Here is a 17,511-nt window from a genome sequence, read left to right as displayed (position 1 = left end):
GCACGCTCCCGATCCGGAACCACGGGATTTTCGTATGGCACTGTTGCATAAAGACTTTCCCACAGGGCTTGCGCTGCCGTGTACGGATGGCATCGAGCTTGCTTTTTCAGTCCAGGTATTAACCTGGACCGAGACCAACCGTTTCCTCCGATCCATCCGACGCCATTCATGTCCTCCCTCACCCACGACCAGATTTTCCGGCTTTTTCGCGATTACCGCGATCCGATCGTGGCCTTTCTGGTGCGCCGCGTGCAGTGTCCGGAAACCGCGCAGGATCTGAGCCAGGAGACTTATCTCCGCCTGGTGCGCAAGGACGCGCTGGCGCATGGGGACAACCTGCCGGCCTACCTGTTCCGCACGGCGGAGCGCCTTGCCATCGATTATTTGCGGCAAAACCGGCAAACCTTCGTCAGCGCCGATTCCCTGGCCGACGATCTCACCTGCCCCAAGCTTTCTCCCGACGAACTGGCATCGCTCCGTCAGCAGTGCGAAATCCTGCTGGACGCCATCGCATCGTTGCCCGGAAAGTGCCGGCACGTGTTTCTGCTGCGGAAGATCGACGACTTGAGCTACGGCGAAATCGCGGCGCGTCTCGGGATTTCCGAAAAGACTGTACAGCGCCAGTTGGTCAAGGCGATGCTGCATTGTCACCGGCGCATGCAGGATCCGCAGTTCGGGTTAAACGGGAATTTCCGCTGATGCCCCCGTTCGACGGACCTCACGATCGCATTCTGAAACAGGCCATGGAGTGGTTCGTAAGCCTGCAATCGGAAAATTGCAGCGACGAGGATCGTACCCGGTTCTCCGCCTGGCTGGCGCAAAGCGAAAAGCACCGGGCGGCCTACGCGGAGGCCGAGCAGGTGTGGACCAGCATGGACAGTTTGCGGAAGATTCCCGTGCCCGGCCTCGACGAAGCCCGCCGGGCGCGCCCCCGGCCCTCCGCCCTGCCGACCCTCCTCCTGTCCATCTTGCTGACGGCTGTGCTGACCGCGGGATGGTGGTATGAATTCCGGGTCGAAACCACCCGCTACGCCACGGCCATGGGCGAAAGGCGCAGCGTGACGCTGGCCGACGGTTCCCGCATCGATCTCAACACTTCCACCCGGATCGCCGTGCACTGGTCGAGATGGAGCCGGAAAGTCGAGCTGGAATCCGGCGAAGCCTTGTTCAGCGTGACCCACGATGCGCACCATCCTTTCGTGGTGGAGTCCGGAGATCTGTCGATCCGCGATGTCGGCACCCGGTTCGACGTTCGCAAATGGCCGGAACAGGTCACGATAGCCGTGCTGGAAGGCGAGGTCGAGCTGGAAGATGCGCGCCATGCCAAGACACAGCGGTTGAAGGCGGGTGAACGGAACTGCTACCGCGAGAGCACCGGGCTCGGATACCGGCAACGGGCGGACGCGGAGCAGATCGAAGCCTGGACGCACGGCCGCCTGGTATTCAGGCACGCCCCGCTGGCCGAAGTTGCCGCCGAACTGGAACGCTATCACCCGGTGCGCTTCGTTATCGCCGACCCCGCCCTCGGCCGGGAGACCCTGAGCGGCGCTTTCGATGCCGACGATCTGGCCCCCTTCCTCAATGCCGTCGAGAAAATTTTGCCGGTCCGGGCGGAGCGCTCGAGCGGCGACACGATTGTGCTGGAGCGGTCCACGCGGAGATGAGTTCTTCCCCCTTCGACAAAAAAATGTCCGGTTTGCCCGCTCTCCTTCGTTAAGGAGTTTTGAAGACGATCAGCCGTCGCAAGACCCATAACCACAACAAAGGAGACGACCATGGTCCATAGCGACCGCCCCGTTCGCAAGCCGGGGCATCGGGGGAAAGCACTTCCGAAACCGTCCGCTCTGGCGCTGATTTTCGCCTTGGCAGGACGCGACGCCCTTGCGGGCGCCGACCGCTTCGATTTCGATCTGCCCGCACAGCCGCTATCCGCCGCCCTGGACAGCGTGGCCGACACATCCGGCATCAAGCTCATGTACGCCGACGCCGCGGTGCAAGGACTCAAGACCCAGGCGGTGCGCGGGCGCATGACGGCCGACGAGGCCTTGAAGCGGGTGCTGGCCCGGAACGGCCTGCGTCACGAATGGGTGGACAAGACGCTGGTGGCGGTGAAGGAGGATCCGCAGGCGCCGAAGGACGCCAGCGTCGCCCTGGACCTGGTATCCGTTACCGATTCGGCGGAGGACGAAAACCCCGGCTATGCCGCGATCCGCACCTCCACCGCGACTAAAACCGACACACCGATCATGGAGACTCCCGTGTCGATCCAGACGGTGACTAGACAGGTGATGGAGGATCAGCAGGTGGTGCGCGTGGAAGATGCCATCAAAAACGTCAGCGGCGTGCAGAAGAATTTCGGTTTTGGCGATCTGCGCGAAAACTTCACGATCCGTGGCTTCACCGCCGATGCCCAGATTTACCGCAATGGCGTCCGCTTGGGGCGAACCACGTTCGAAACGGCGCATTTGCAGCAGATCGAGGTTCTGAAGGGGCCATCCTCCGTTCTCTACGGCCGTATTCAGCCGGGCGGGATGGTGAACCTGGTGACCAAGCAGCCGCTCGATCAACCGTACTATGCGCTGCAGCAGCAGTTCGGTTCCTATGATTTTTATCGGACGACCATAGACGCGACCGGGCCTTTGACCGATGGCTTGAACTATCGCGTCAATCTGGCCTATCTCAATTCGGATTCATTTCGCGACTTCGTGGATCAGGAACGGGTATTTTTCGCTCCTTCGATCAGCTGGAAATTCGGTGAACGAACCACTTTCAATCTGGCCCTGGAATACACCCACGAAAATTCGGTCATCGACAGCGGCATCGTCGCCCTCGGTGATCGCCCGGCCAAGGTCAAGCGCAGTCAGTTCATGGGCGACCGAGGCGATTTCACGCAACACGACGGAATATTGCTGGATTTCAACTGGTCCCATGCCTTCAACGATGACTGGGCACTCAAACACACTTTTATCTACGATGACCGGGATTACCGGGAAAGTTATCGACCGGTCGTCGATTTCGGCAACGACGAATATCATCGCGGCTTGTGGCAGGTCGAAAATCCCCGGCGCACCTATGCCACGAGCCTGGATTTGAACGGAAAGTTCGAAACCTTCGGCGTCAAGCACAATCTCCTGCTCGGCGGCGATTATTATCGGCGCCAGGAACTCGGCGAAGGTTGCGCCGGCCCCGGACAGTCCGGCAACTGCTTGCCCTGGCCTCCCGGCATGGACGGCTTCGACCCGTTCAACCCGCGGGGAAATCCCGCGTTCAATTTCAACACCCATCGTTTTCCGTCGCGCCGGAGCTTCAACTACGACACGGCCTCCCTGGAAGAGTGGTACGGGCTGTACTTCCAGGATCAGATCACCCTGTTCGACCAACTGCATATCCTGGGCGGCGGACGCTACGACTGGATTCATCAGAAGAACACCAACCGCTGGAACCACTTGCTCTTCACCCAGAACCAGTTCGATGCCTTGGAAACCCAGTTTTTCAGCCCGCGTGTCGGCATCCTCTACCGTCCTTTCGAATGGTTATCGCTATACGGAAACTTCGTGGAGTCCATCGGCAGCAACCTGGGCCGTTCCTTCAGCGGCGAGATCCTGACGCCGGAAACCGGCACGCAGTACGAGATCGGAACCAAGACCGAATTCTGGGACGGCCGTCTCATCGCCAGCCTGGCGTATTACCACCTCACCAAGGAGAACATCCAGGCGGTCGATGTGGCGAATTCGGCTAACAGTACCTTCTATAAGACACAGGGACAGGCGCGCAGCCAGGGTATCGAGCTGGATGTGGCCGGCAGGATTACCGAGGATCTAAGCGTTATCGGAACCTATGCGTTCACCGATGCCCGAATCAAGCGGGACAACCAATTCCCCGACAACGAAGGCAATCGGCTTCCCAACGTTCCGGAGAACTCGGGCAGCCTCTGGGTCAAATACGACCTGCCGTTCGAATTCGTCAAAGGGCTGAGCCTGGGCACTGGTGCCTATGTCGCCGGTCAGCGGGAGGGAGATAACGAAAACAGCTTTCAGCTACCCGGTTACGTGCGCTGGGACGCCATGGCGGCTTATCGCTTCAATGTCGGGCCGACGCGGCTAACGGCGCAAGTGAATGTCACCAATATTCTGGACAAGACTTACTTCAAAGCGACCAACATGCTGGATGGCGCACCACGCGCAGGAATCACCGTCGGCGAGCCGTTGACCGTCCTGGGGTCGTTACGTCTGGAGTATTGAACGAACACCGCCACCGGAATATCCCGTCTCGTTCATCGTTCCGGGAAACCGGACGAGACGGGAGACAGGAACCGAACATGAATCGAACCGTCACCCCCTCCACCCATCGAAGGGTTCGCGAAAGCGGGAGAAGCCGCCGGCTGAGACGTCTCCAGGCCCGGCGCAGGCTTTGGCTGAAAGTCCACCTTTGGCTGGGGCTGGGGCTCGGTTTGTTCCTGGCAGTGATCGGAGTCACCGGCTCGGTGCTGGTGTTCTGGCATGAAATCGACGAGTCCCTGAACCCTGACCTGTACCGCACATCGATCCGGCCCGGAGCAGAGCGCAAGCCCTTGGATGAGATTCTCGCCGCAGCCGAGCGAGCCGCGGCGCCGGGCTGGGAGTCGGGCTGGCTCGACGCGCCGGACGGTACGGGCATGAATTACGTGTTCAGCTTCTACTATCCCGAACAAACACCGACACCGCCGCCGGAGGAAGCGGTCGCGCTCAACATCGCCGTGAATCCCTACACGGCTGAAGCGGTAGGCCGGCGCGTCTTCTATCACGCCCGGAATCCGCTCCGGCATTGCCTCATCGGCTTTGTCTTCAAGCTCCACTATGCTCTGCTGCTGAAGGACTTCGGCGTCATTCTGGTGGGTGCGATGGCCGTGCTTTTCCTGATTTCCGCTCTCACCGGCCTTATTCTTTGGTGGCCCCTGGACAGCAAATGGCGGCGGGTGCTCACGATCAAGCGCCGCGCCAGTGCCGTGCGCGTCAACCATGACCTGCATCAGGTCTCGGGTTTTTACCCCGTGATCGTGCTTCTGGCCCTGCTCGTGTCGGGCCTTTACTTCAATCTTCCCGCGCAGTTCCGCTGGCTGGTGGAACGCTTTTCGCCCCTGACGCCGGAGCCCACCGCATCGGGCAATCCGGGCACGAATATGCCTTCAATCAATTTGGAAGCCGCCCTGGCGCGGTCGGAATATCCGGGCGGCGTGCCGCAGTTCTATTCGTTTTCCCCTGGCGATAAGGGTCTCTTCACCGCCTGCTATCGGGACGTTCCCGAATTGCGCCCCCACGTGCTCGATTCCCGCTGTCTGGTGCTCGACCGGCGCAGCGGCGAGCTCCTGCAGGTGCGAGATCCCGCCCATGGCAGCGGCGGCGACGTGTTCGTGCAATGGCAATGGCCGCTGCATTCCGGAAAAGTCTTCGGCTTACCCGGCCGCATCCTGGTGTTCCTCTCCGGCCTCGCCTGCCCGGTGCTGTACGTCACCGGGATCATCCGCTGGCTGCAGAAGCGGCGGGCCAGGCAGTTCAAGAAACCGGCACAGAACCGTGGATTCGGGTGAGGAACGATCTCAACCTGCCGTCGAATTCAGAGAGCCGACCGGATTAGCGGGTGAAGTAATCGACAATGCTTTCCATTCGGACATCACAACTCCCGGAACTCTGGAAGTTTACAGTTTTCGAATGCGCGCAATGAGGTCGGCGGCGTGTCGTTGCGCGTGATGCAAGACGGGACGATCTCCCTTACCCTAAACAAGGACCATCGGCATCATCTCATTCTCGACCAGTACCACGCGGCGCCGATAGCGATGGTAAGCAGGGTTACCGGCACCCCAACCATGGCATGGCGTCGCCAGGTGATCACGATGTTCCGGCGTGCCGCTGCGTGCACGACGATGATGTTCGCGATGCTTCCGATGATCAGCAGATTGCCCGCGAAGGTGCTCGACAAGGCAAGGAGCAGCCCCGCGTCCGGATGGGTGGCCATGGGCAGGAGCAACATCACGGCAGGTACATTGGACACGACGTTGCTGAGCAGGAAGGATGCGCCATAAAGCGGCCCGAGATCGTGCAAGTCGAGTCCGGCGTTCGCCAAGGCCGACACGGCCTGCTTGGGCAGCGCCGTCATCTCCAGGGCATGGTTGACTATGAATAGCCCGATGAACATCAGGATGATCTGCCAATCCACGAGACCGAGCATATGTCTCGAATGAAGTTTCCGCGACAGCAACAGTACGCCGGCGCCGCCTAAAGCCAATATTTCGCGCGGCCAACCGGAAAACAGAAACGCCGCGAACAGCGCGGCTGCAACGCTTAGCCCTTTTATCGTCTGCCAAGGATCGAAACGCGCATGCCGTTCGAGACGCGGGTCTTGGTCGACTCCGATCCGGCTCGGCTCGAACTCCCAACGTCCGCGCCAGCACAGTGCGATCAGCAGCCAGGTTATCGCAAGCCCCAGGCCCACCGGAACCGCGGCGTCTCGAAGATAATCGACGAACGACATCTTCAGGGTCTCGCCGATCAGCATGTTTTGCGGATTTCCGATGAGCGTGGCGGCCGAACCGATGTTGGACGAGCAGGATAAGGCGAGCAGAAAAGGCACCGGATCGAGGCGACGATTCACACAGACATCGATCAATACCGGAGCCGTCGCGAGACAGACGACGTCATTGCTGAACACGCTGGAAAGCCCCGCCGCCGCAGCGATCAGGGCCGCCAAGAACACAACAGGACTCACCCGGAGCGTGCCGAGTTTTTCCGTCACCAGCGTATAAAATCCGCCCAGCCGCAACTGAGCCGAAATGACCATGAACGAGAAAAGAAGAATCAGGGTGGGAACATGAAGCGCCCTGCCCGCTTCCTCGAGCGTGAGCGACTCGGTGGCAATCAGAGCGATCGCGCCGAGCACCGCAATGCCTGTCCGATCGAGCTGGAGAAAAGGCAAGCCGCCCAAAATCATGCCGATATAAACGAGGGAGAAAACGATAACGATCGTAGCGATCACGATTGAAGGTCCGATTCCGCAAAATGGCGCGAAGTATAACCTGGCGGCACCTTCCGGAGCTCGATACCTGCCCGTGTCGCGGCAAATCCGGCTGCCTGCGGCCGGACCGCGGTATTCATCGAAAAACGACAGGCGTAACGGTGTTTATCTCGATATTCGGTAGAAACACAACCGGCTCGGCTTAATCTCAAGGAATCGTCTTTTTGTCACACCGGCCGATCACTCGTAATGTATTGCTTACATAATTTCCGGAATTCAAAAATAGCCCGTATGATACTTAGTTAGTCGAGTAACATGACTGTCCGCTCATGAGATATCGGTCCCGGCAGGAGTCATAGATGCGTGTTCCATACTCCGTTGAAGCATCGGCCATATCTTGCTCGCTCCTGAATCATCAAAACCGTTTTTCGAGTGGTTTTTACTGTACATAATATTCCTCTGTCCGTTATGATTGCCTCATCTTCATTGATCATGCTGAGATTCACCTGATACACTCGGGATCCATCGTTAACCGGAATATCATCGGCTAACGAGAGTGACTTTAAAATGGACTTTAAAGCCATGGCAGGATTGCTATATGTCAAACCCAGAATCAGTTATCAAACCGATCGAGCGGGATTCTCTTACATTAACCGAGTCTGCTTTTCGATTATCTTGGCTTTTGCCAAGATCGTTATACAAAAACAAACTCTCGATACTGATGTATCATGGCGTAGTGCGGCGGCCGTTATCGGTGCCGGATTACTGCTTTATTACCGAGGCTCAGTTTCGAGAGCAGATGGAATACCTCGCCAAGTATTGCCGAGTCGCCGCTTTGCCGGACGCGATTCAGCGGCTGCGATCCGGATCCATCGACCGTCCGACCGTGGTCATTACGTTCGACGACGGTTATCAAAATGTCTTTGACGTCGCTTTTCCGATCCTGCGGGAATTCCATTTTCCGGCAACGGTATTCGTAAACACCGGCTTTGTCGGAACTTCGAAGACGATTTGGTTTTGCCGCTTGATTCAGGCGATCGCAAATACGTTTATGCCGACTCTTGAATGGCAAGGCCTTAAATTTAACCTATCCACAGTAAACGCCAAGGCCATTGCATCGAGAAAACTACAGTGTTACCTCAAGAAACTGGAACACTGCGATCTTCTGGAACAGCTCGAGCGAATTATCGAGAAGCTCGAGGTTGATAGCAGTCTTCTCGATTCCTCATCGGATTTTCGGATCATGGATCGGGACGCGATAACTGCCATGACTAACTCCGGGCTAATCCATTTTGGGGCTCACACGGCTTCTCATTCGATCCTTACGAGAGTTCCGCTTAAGGCAGCACGTGATGAAATCGATGAAAGTATTGGTTCGATATCCGACTGGACGGGCCAAGCTTGCCGGTTATTCGCATACCCGAACGGTGGGTCCACCGATTACGATTACAAAATAATTCATATTCTTAAAGACTTCGGAATCCTCGCAGCAGCAACAACCATTCAGGGACCGAATACGGCACATACGCCAATGCTGGAACTTAGACGCTATGGCGTCCACCCCGGTCTAACTCGAATGTCGTTCCAATGCAAGGTGCACCATGTACTTTATCGTTCCAATGCGGAGGTCAGCTGAACGACGAATGGCACCAGGTTCGCCGACGGCGGCGCTCGAATACCAAGTTATCAGGAGGAATTTGTCCGCTCCAGAAGTTCCTGATAGATGTTTTCGAGCTTTCGCACCTGATTTCGAACATTAAAACGCGCCTCGGCGACGTCTTGTCCGCCCTGCGCCAGCCGCAGCGCCTCGTCTGGCGTACGCAGCAGACGAACACAGGCTTCCGCCAGTTGCGTTTGGTCGGCAGGAGCGACAAGCAAACCGTTCTTGCCGGGTTCCACCATCTCGGGGACTCCGCCGACACGGCTCGCCACGATCGGCAAACCGCTCGCCATCGCTTCGGCCAACACGGTCGGAAGCACATCGTCGAGTGTGGGAAGCACGAAAAGGTCGCTGCCTCCCAATATCTCCGGAATATCGTTGCGAGCACCGGCAAATAACACTCGATCCGTTAATTTGTAAGTCGTGGCGAGCGACTTCAACTGACTTTCGAAAGGGCCGGCACCGACGATCAGATAATAGGCGTTCGGCACGGCTTCGAGGATGTCCGGCCACGCTTCGATCAGGAATTGGATTCCCTTTTCCCGACGCAATACCGCAACCGTGACGACCAAGGCCGCATCCGCCGGTATCCCGAAGGTCTTGCGCACTGCCGCTCGGTCTGCTTCATTGCGACGGCGAAAGGAACTCGTATCGATTCCGTTGTAGAGCACCGAAATCCTTTCCGGCGGCACACGCCCTTTGGCCACGGCATAATCGCCGACCGCCGCAGAAACCGCGATGATTTTGTCGTGAAAGTTTCTCAGGGCGAACCACGCGACTTCGCTTCTGCGGATTTCTTTTGACGTCGCTTCGGGATAGGCAAATGTATGCAGAGTGTGCACAGTCGGAAGACCGACGATTTTGGCGGCAATACCGCCGTGTACCGTGACCGTTTCGAGCTGGGTATGTACCAGATCGATTCCGTGACGCCGGAGATAGCGCACGAGAGACACCACATTCATGAAATCGCGGATACCCGAAGCCGGCAGCAGATCCACCGGCACCCCCAACCTCTCGATTTCGGCGGCAATGGGATTTCCGTCACGGACCCGAAACACGCAAACACGGGGCTCGTATCGATTCCTGTCGAGATGCTGGAGATAATTGAACAGCATCCGCTCGGCACCTCCCATACCAAGAGAATCGATCATGAACAGTATGCGGTCAGGATGCGGCTTTGGCATGGCGGTTACCCCAACCGAGATTCGCCTTGATGGCGCGGCGGCCCTGGTAGGCCAGCTGATATGCTCTGAGAATCAGCCAGCCAGGCATGCTCGTGGCAATCCGTAAACGCAGGTCCGTCCTCGCCGTGCTGGTCCATAACGACTTGTAAGGCTCCTCGCCGCGAAGAAAGTCGAATTCCTCGGCACCCTCGCTGATTGCCTCTCGAACCGCATGCAGCATGATTAAGGCGCCCGGGCTGCACTCGGCCCAAGCTGGGTCGTAGCCCGATTGGTAAAAGCTGAATTTGCCGCCGAATTTGTAGCAATAGATGGCCGCGATCACTTGCTCCCCGACGGTAAGCAAGTACAGCCGAAGCCATCCTTTGTCCAGAAAACGCTCGGCAACTGCGGTATGAAACTCGATCGCCCGCTTCTGCGCGAACGCTCCGGGGTTACCCTTTTGCTGCTGCCTGGCCTGATGCAAACGCACGAGCTCACGGATAGCATCTGAAAGCTCTGTTTTCGTTTCGACCCTTCGATAGCTGACCGGCCCGCTCGCTCGGGCCTGAAGCCGTTTGGCCTTGCGGGTGAAGTTATATCGGCTTTGTTTTCCGATCGAGGCCCAATAACCGTCCCACGTATCGGGAAGCGAAAGATAAGGGCAGACCGAGTCGATCGCCATGTGGCTGGCATCATCAGGCCGTTGCTCGATGGTATCGAGGAGTGCCTTGACAAAGGCCGAATCGGCTTTCATGGCATCGAGCCGGACGATATCGTGCTCGACCGACTTTCCGACCAGGCAATCGACGAAGAATGGCATTGCCGCATGGCTATGGCTTGGTTTAGCGATCACGTCGAGATGGTCGATGACCCGGTCGCCGGCCATGAACGATAGTTGCCGCAGGCGGAGACCGGCGAGATTTACCGTTTGCAAAGCGAGCGGCAACAGCCCGACCAGCCGGCCATCGTTTCCGTCGCGAGCTGTAATGACCCACGGCTTATAGCGTCCTCGGCCGAAGCAGGTCCACCATGTGGATATCCACTCCCAGGTGAGGAATATATTTCCCAGCCCGGATGCGTCGAGCAAGGCATTCCATTCCGATGCGAGCGCGAGAAATCCCTCTTCCGATTGAACGATCTCGATCTTGATCATCGTGTTACCGTCCGTGCGTCGTTTGCCGATGAAGCTGTCTTTCCGCGGACGGCGGGTCCCAAGGCGATGTCTTGGAGTACCGTCAACATGTCTCTGGCTACGGAATTCCAACTGTACCGTCTCTCGGCGAGCGCTTTGGCATCCTTGCCCATTTTTTCGGCGAGATCCGGGGCCGCCAAAATCTTTCCAAGTGCATCGGCCAAGGCCGGCGGAGACGCAGGCGGCACAAGGAGACCGGTGATTCCGTCTTTTACCACCTCCGGAAAATTGCCGACCGAGGTCGCCACGACCGGCCGACCGAAAGCGTGGGCTATCATCAGCGGCCCGCTTTGAGTGGCGCTGAGATACGGAAAGGCCACAACCGTAGCGAGCTGAATCAATTCGCTCACCTCATGGTTGGGTATGTAACGAATATCGAAAATCGTGCGCCGCTCTATTCCTAACTCCCGGGCCAGTCTGCGCAATTCGTTTACGTCGACCGATTGCGTCGGGTAGCCCGCGACAACCAATTTGGCTCGATATTTATCGCTCTCGATCAAAGCAAAGGCGCGAAGGAGATCGGGAACGCCCTTGCTCACCCGAAGATTGCCGAAAAACAGTACCAGCCGGTCGGAAGCCTCGATGCCATAACGCTCGGCTAAGCCGCCCTTTTGGGCCTGACTGAAAAATAGACTGGACACCCCGTGCTGGATGATGTGGACGCGCTCGGAAGGCACCTCGAGCTCGGCCAAGAACCGATCCCGATTTATTTCCCCGTGGATGAACACAGCGGAGAACGCTTTATATACGGTTTTCTCGAAAAACCCCGTCGTCCGATCGATCAGGGCATTGATTCGAGACAAGCTCGGATCGCGAAACTCGTACTCATGGCACACGTCCGCCAAGACCAGGCCATGACGCTTAAGCCTTCGAAGAAAAAGCGAGACTCCGGGAAAATAGAACCGTCCGAACAGAATGACGTCGGGTTTCTCGGCGATCAGATAATTCGTCAGGCGAATCCACTGGCCGAGTAGTCGAGAAAACCTCAACACTCTTCGGCCGGTCCACCAGAACCGGCGCCAGGTTTTCGCCAGGACTCCTCGCGGCTGCTTTCGCACTGCGCGCGAATCGACGATCTTCCACAGATGCAATCGCTTGTCGACACGAAAATTATGCGGACAGCCGCTGAGTTCATACTCATCTGCGGTCACTAAAGTGATGTCCGCTCCGGCATTCGCGAGTCCGGTGCATAACTCGTAGGCATAGTGCACCAACCCTCCCTGGCCCGTAGGCTCAACGACAAATATCCTCATCTTAAATCCCTGTCTTATATATAAGGTACCGACAACTTCCCTGTATCAGCACTGACGCCATGAATCGCTCGATGATCCAACAACCGTGAGGCCCGGCGATTTCCGCCCTCGATAAACCCCACACGGAAGATCAAAAACCTTGGCTAGTCAGCGAGATTACGGTTTCCCTCAGCTTGAATTCCGCACGCGATCGAGGGAATGGCGATTTGCTCCGAGGAATAGCACCCGTCGGACGGAGCAGCGAATGCTGGCCCCCAATGGGACCTCGGGTTTAGATGAAGCGGAAACGGTGCGCTGTCCATCGCCAGACTCTCCGCAAGTCGACTATCCTCCTTGAACGGGCCGGGAACGAGAACGGTCCGGCCGAAACGTTTTTCACTATATCAAACAGTCGTCGGATGAGAAAAGACGAACAATCACGACTTGTGTCGCCTTTCTATGGTGCAAGGGGTATGTGCTTAACCGTCGCTCTCCGGCGACCCCTCGACTTTCCGATCCCTTACATGCGTTTCGGGTGTCATTTCCGCCCCCTCCAGTGCCCCCATTTTCGCTGCGTACGCCCGGCGCGTCCTTTTCCATCGAACCACACATCTTTTTGGATAGGAGCGATCCTCTGTCGCATATCAGCGTCGATTGATAAGTAATTCTACGTAGTCGGCGACACCCCCAAAAAGCCAATCCCGCGTCAGCTCTAGGTTTGATCGATATTGGCACGGCACATGCTTTCATCGGCTACGCAAGTGACGAGCGACTACCCGACAACAAAAATTGGTTTTACTTCAATCCACTTGCGCTTTTTTGCTTGGAAACTGAAGCGTTAAACATGCTTGCCTTTGTGCCCCTTAGGTAATTGGCGGTCTCGGATATCCGACCCCGTGAGTAGGGCAACACGCTGCTCCCAGAGCAGTTCCCCCGAAAAACATTCGGGCCTACTCAATCAGCCTTGAATAACCCAGTAATGAATGTCACCGACGTTTGCCTTCATCAAACGTGGCTGATGCCTTTTTCATCACTGAGTTATTCGAAGCGGTACTTAAGACACATGGGATTCAGCCATAGCTTAAAAGGGGGGTTGCTCGTACTTTTGGAAAACGAATGGAACTGCTTGAACAGCCGGTAGTTCGACCAACGCTGAACCTGTCAGGAATGATGGAGTTGGTCCCAGGGACGCTAAAGCTCGGTGATTACGGCGGTTTAGATCAGCCGTCGCACTGAAGCTTACATAACCTGGCATGGCCGCGAAGAGCCGCTATGCCTCGAATTTGTAGCGAAAAAATCCCACGGGAGAAACCATGAAATTTGTAAACTCTTACCTTCCTTCAGCCAAATGCGCCGAAAAACGAGTTGCCGACGGTCGCAGCCATAGAATCGTACGCAAAGCCGTCCATGGCCTGTCGATAGCAGCGACCCTGGTCATGGCTCAATCGGCCGGTGCCGCCGACGATTATGTTCGTCCGTTCGGCCCGAACGCGCCCTGGAACCGACCGGTGGACGGGCTGCCGCGTCATCCCCAGTCCGATGCCTTGACCAATCGCCTGTGGCAATATTCGCCGTCGCGGGTCGGCAATTTCAATCTGTCCTTCAGCGGCTATACCTATCCGGTGTACATGGCCAGCACCGCGAAGGGCTCTTACCAGGTCCAGGCGGGGATGGGTAACCTCAACGGTACCAAGATCCCCTGGAGCCCGGACTGGAAGCCCGCGACCGGCTCCGATGGCCAGGTGATCATCCTCGACCCGGACAGCGGGCAGGAGTGGGATTTGTGGCAGGTGAACTTTAACGGCTCCCGGATTCGCATCTCGAACGGCAATCTGGTGCCGGGCTCGTATTTGACCAAGGAAGACGGCTTCAAACCCTCGCGCGGCTGCGGCATTTCCTATCTCGCCATGCTGGTGAGACCGGAGGAGATTGCCCAGGGCAAGATCGAGCACGCGCTGTCGATGCCGAGCCGGAACACCGCGAAGACCTTCGTGGCGCCGGCCACCAAGTCGGACGGTCGGGTTACCCAGAACGGTATGCCCATGGGCACCCGGTTTGCGCTGAACATCACCGATGCCGAGATCGACGAGTGGGTGAACTCCTTGCCGAGCGAATTGTCGGACCAGACCCGCCAGGCGGCGCGGATCATCGCCGTAGCGCTTAGGGATTACGGCTGGTTCATCTCCGACACGGCCGGCGGCGCGCACTTCCAGTTCGAGGACAACGCCACCGCCAAAGCCAAATGGGAGGCGCTGGGCTTGGGAGAGCAATACATCAACTATAAGAACTATCCCACCGATCTGCTCGATGGCTTGCTGACCAAACAGCGTATCTATGCGATAGCTCCTAGCGACCAATACTGATCGAGCTTATCGGTACGGAAACCCTGCGTGCGCGTTTTCTCGAGATAAGACAGTTCGTCCGTTCCCTCTCAAAGTGAGACCGCACGCAGGGTAAATACCGACTGGGCTAGCCCAAGCCGAGCAGTTCTGAACCCACGTCGCCGTATCCGCCTCCCCGCGATTCGATTGCGAGAGGCGATAATCGTCGGTCGGCTCAGCACTACTCCGAACTCTCCCTCAGCCGGGTTTCGACACTCGGCCACGTTGATCCATCCTCGGGCGGGATTTTTCTCGCCCCGGGATGCATTCATAGATCAACCGAACACCGGAAAAATCGGTTTCGCCAACCTTTCCCTCAGGCTGCTCATGCGTCATGAGGCGCGAGTCGCTCGCGATCTCATAGGCGGAACAGTCCGCCGACGGTCCTAAATCGTTCCAGATACTGCTGGTCCTTTCCTCAAACCTCAAAACAGCGGTATGAAGAGCCCGTTGAGCATCAGTATTTTCCGGATTTGATCCATGAAACCCGCAACCTTCGCCACCCCGCGCTTCGGCACAAAAACGACATCCGTAGGCTGAAGCAGAAAATCCGAATCGCTTAACTCGCCGTCGAGGATATTTTCCACATCGACTTCATGCGTCAACGGTTGGTTGTTGGGTCCTTTTCGGATGACGGTGACATCGTTGATATTTGCAGTCTCCAGGAATCCCCCGGCTTCGTCTATGGCTTGGAGGACCCCGATCTTGTTTCTTACCGTGATGAATCCGGGCTTTGCGATGTCGCCCGCCAAGTAGACCCTCGGCTCGGTAAGCGTCCGGACAAGCACCGTGACGGCAGGATCTTTCAACTCTCCGGAATAGGCGTTCGTCAAGACTTCGTCGAGCTTCGCCGGGTTTATCCCTGCCGCCTGCACGTCGTCGATCAGTTGGAGAGAAATCTTGCCATCCGGCCGCACGATTACCGACTCGTTGAACTCAGGGGTATAAAAGAATTTCACGTCCAGCTGATCTCCGGGCTGAATGATGTAATTAGGCGGAACCTCATACCTGCTCTCCACCTCGGCCAATGCCACGCTGGGATCAAGGACGGGCCGGTTAACCGTACACCCATAGCAGCCCATGATGATGATCAGCGTCATCAGCCCTGCCAGACGACCGGAAATAGCTTTGCGACCTCGCGCAATCGGGTTGACTCCGTTCATAGCATCCTGTCCATTAGATAAGTCGTGGTTTACAAAAATACGTGACGTAATTCGGTACCTGGTTTACGAAAGCTCGACATCTAGCATTCTTTCGCTGCCTTAACGCCTGACGGCATCGAGTATCGTATTTGCTCCCTTAATAACGACCTCCTTTTCTAAAAGCCATAGTGTTCCGAAATAAGCGGCGGCTCCCGTTACTCCGGCAACCAACAGTTGCACCACGGGAGGCTGATCGCCGATGCTGTAGACCAGCGGGGTGGTAACAATGGTGAGCGCGGTCCCGCCGACAAACGCCGGCCTGAGTGCGCGCATCAATTCCGACACCGTAACCCCTATCACCCGTACGATTACGAACAAATGAACGATTTTGACTAGGAATGCCGTTGCGATTAGGCTCAATGCCACCCCTACGAGCTGGTATTGAACACCCACGAGAAGTAAAGGAATCAGTATTATGATGTGTAGTATGCCCATTTTTAACAACAGTGCCGGGCGTCCAATTGCCTTATAGATATCACCCGCTGTCGTTCCGATCGAGAAAATAAGAAATGCAACAGGCAGCAACCGGAGAATCGGAATCGCGCCCAACCACTGAGCCCCGAGCAAAACCTTGACTATAGGTTCCGCTGTGATAATGAGACCGAGAGAGATCGGAACAATAAAAACCTGAACGTATTGGGTTACCGAAAGAAATGCTCGTCGCAGCAAGTGGGGCTGGTGCTGTATCGTCGCTAACGCGGGAAACATCGCTCCCGCCAATACCACCCACACATTCATAATCAGTAGATCGACGATACGATAAGTTATCGAATATATCCCGAGCGCCGCATCTCCTAGGGTTCGTCCAATAACGATAAACTCGATATTCGATACAAGTGCGTTAATCAGGTTAAATGCCATGAAGGGTATGCTGAACTTCAAAAGGCGGCCAAGCTGTGGCTTTTTGATGCGCATCCTGAGTTTTTGCCGCAGTGCGATGCGCGCTAGGATGACGCCCGAAAGCGAACTCGATAGCTGTCCGATGATCAGCGACCATGCCCCGAATCCTTTGACGGCAAGAACGATCGTGACAACGGCTTTGATAAGCAATCGCCCGAGATCCGGTATCAGCTTTTTGCGAAACGCCAAATCCCGCTGAAGAAGCGCAATGTGGACCGAACCGAAAGGATCGATGAGGAACGTCAAAGCAAGTATCCGCAACATCGGCTCGACCGCCGGTGCGCGAAAAAAGACGGCAACCGCCGGAGCTATGGCGAAGGTAAAAAGAAAAAAAAGAATTCCGATGACCAGATTCGCGGCGTAAACGGTGTTCGCCGCTTCCTGTACATCGTTTCGCTGCTGTATCAGGGCGCTTCCTAAACCCAAGTCTTGCAGCAGCGAAAAGTATGAAATGATGATTGTCGCTAGACTGACTATCCCGAAGGTTTCGGGTGGCAAGAGCCGGGTAAGTACTGCCATCGTGATCAGTACGACGCCTTTGCTCAGTGCAAAAGACGCGTAGTTCCACGCCACGGCATGTACGGTCTTTCTGCCAGCATGAATCATTGTTCAATCCCTTGTCGCGAATTCGTTCGCAGGCCATTCTTATGACGTCATGTCATAAGTCCCAACTCTGCTTACAGCACTATTAAGGCAGAACCCTACCGGTCTGCCCTCCTTGTTCATCGTGCGATACACAAACCGACTGGCGCTTCGTACTCTAATATAAATCTTGCCGATACGCCAAGAGATGC

At 56.6% G+C, this 17,511-nt stretch carries 12 protein-coding genes; 6 read left to right on the top strand and 6 right to left on the bottom strand.

What is annotated here, in order from left to right; translation table 11 throughout:
* Positions 1–168: 168 nt before the first annotated feature.
* From ACWJJK_RS10410 to ACWJJK_RS10395, 4 genes are all read left to right on the top strand, one after another.
* The gene (locus ACWJJK_RS10410; protein ID WP_077732116.1) at positions 169–699 is read left to right on the top strand and encodes an RNA polymerase sigma factor; all 531 of its coding nucleotides are present in this window, start codon (positions 169–171) and stop codon (positions 697–699) included.
* On the top strand, positions 699–1,664 hold the full coding sequence (locus ACWJJK_RS10405; RefSeq protein WP_156881308.1) for a FecR domain-containing protein: 966 nt from the start codon (positions 699–701) through the stop codon (positions 1,662–1,664). Before ACWJJK_RS10410 ends, ACWJJK_RS10405 begins: the two co-directional genes overlap by 1 nt.
* A gap of 111 nt (positions 1,665–1,775) precedes the next feature.
* Positions 1,776–4,241, top strand: coding sequence for a TonB-dependent receptor (locus tag ACWJJK_RS10400; protein ID WP_156881307.1), 2,466 nt, complete (start codon positions 1,776–1,778; stop codon positions 4,239–4,241).
* 77 nt (positions 4,242–4,318) lie between these two features.
* Positions 4,319–5,566, top strand: a complete 1,248-nt coding sequence (locus ACWJJK_RS10395; RefSeq protein WP_156881306.1) for a PepSY-associated TM helix domain-containing protein — start codon at positions 4,319–4,321, stop codon at positions 5,564–5,566.
* Between the two features lie 206 nt (positions 5,567–5,772).
* Here the strand turns inward: ACWJJK_RS10395 and ACWJJK_RS10390 are convergent, their stop codons facing one another.
* Entirely contained in the window at positions 5,773–7,008 is a 1,236-nt protein-coding gene (locus tag ACWJJK_RS10390) for an anion transporter (RefSeq protein ID WP_454128967.1), read from the bottom strand.
* Positions 7,009–7,585: 577 nt separating this feature from the next.
* Here ACWJJK_RS10390 and ACWJJK_RS10385 point away from each other — a divergent pair.
* A complete protein-coding gene (locus ACWJJK_RS10385; protein WP_077732111.1) occupies positions 7,586–8,623 on the top strand; it encodes a polysaccharide deacetylase family protein in 1,038 nt (345 codons plus the stop codon).
* A 50-nt stretch (positions 8,624–8,673) separates the two neighbouring features.
* Here ACWJJK_RS10385 and ACWJJK_RS10380 read toward each other — a convergent pair whose 3' ends face one another.
* Genes ACWJJK_RS10380 through ACWJJK_RS10370 form a run of 3 tightly spaced genes read right to left on the bottom strand, consistent with a single transcriptional unit; the run spans position 8,674 to position 12,255 of the window.
* The gene (locus ACWJJK_RS10380) at positions 8,674–9,798 is read right to left on the bottom strand and encodes a glycosyltransferase (protein ID WP_434112827.1); all 1,125 of its coding nucleotides are present in this window, start codon (positions 9,796–9,798) and stop codon (positions 8,674–8,676) included.
* Between the two features lie 13 nt (positions 9,799–9,811).
* On the bottom strand, positions 9,812–10,963 hold the full coding sequence (locus ACWJJK_RS10375) for a GNAT family N-acetyltransferase (protein WP_156881304.1): 1,152 nt from the start codon (positions 10,961–10,963) through the stop codon (positions 9,812–9,814).
* Positions 10,960–12,255, bottom strand: coding sequence for a glycosyltransferase family 4 protein (locus tag ACWJJK_RS10370; protein ID WP_156881303.1), 1,296 nt, complete (start codon positions 12,253–12,255; stop codon positions 10,960–10,962). Before ACWJJK_RS10370 ends, ACWJJK_RS10375 begins: the two co-directional genes overlap by 4 nt.
* 1,292 nt (positions 12,256–13,547) lie before the next feature.
* Between ACWJJK_RS10370 and ACWJJK_RS10365 the strand changes: the two genes are divergently transcribed.
* Entirely contained in the window at positions 13,548–14,597 is a 1,050-nt protein-coding gene (locus ACWJJK_RS10365; RefSeq protein WP_077732107.1) for a hypothetical protein, read from the top strand.
* A gap of 443 nt (positions 14,598–15,040) precedes the next feature.
* On the opposite strand, the gene ACWJJK_RS10360 is transcribed toward ACWJJK_RS10365, so the two are convergent.
* Positions 15,041–15,778: a polysaccharide biosynthesis/export family protein gene (locus ACWJJK_RS10360; protein WP_077732106.1), complete on the bottom strand. Its 738-nt coding sequence runs from the start codon at positions 15,776–15,778 to the stop codon at positions 15,041–15,043.
* A 99-nt stretch (positions 15,779–15,877) separates the two neighbouring features.
* Positions 15,878–17,323 (bottom strand): lipopolysaccharide biosynthesis protein, encoded by a 1,446-nt coding sequence (locus ACWJJK_RS10355; RefSeq protein WP_077732105.1) that lies wholly within the window; start codon positions 17,321–17,323, stop codon positions 15,878–15,880.
* Positions 17,324–17,511: the final 188 nt, after the last annotated feature.

This window comes from Methylocaldum gracile (genome assembly GCF_053646815.1).
The sequence above is the reverse complement of the archived record's forward strand: the minus strand, read 5'-3'. Positions and strand labels throughout refer to the sequence as shown.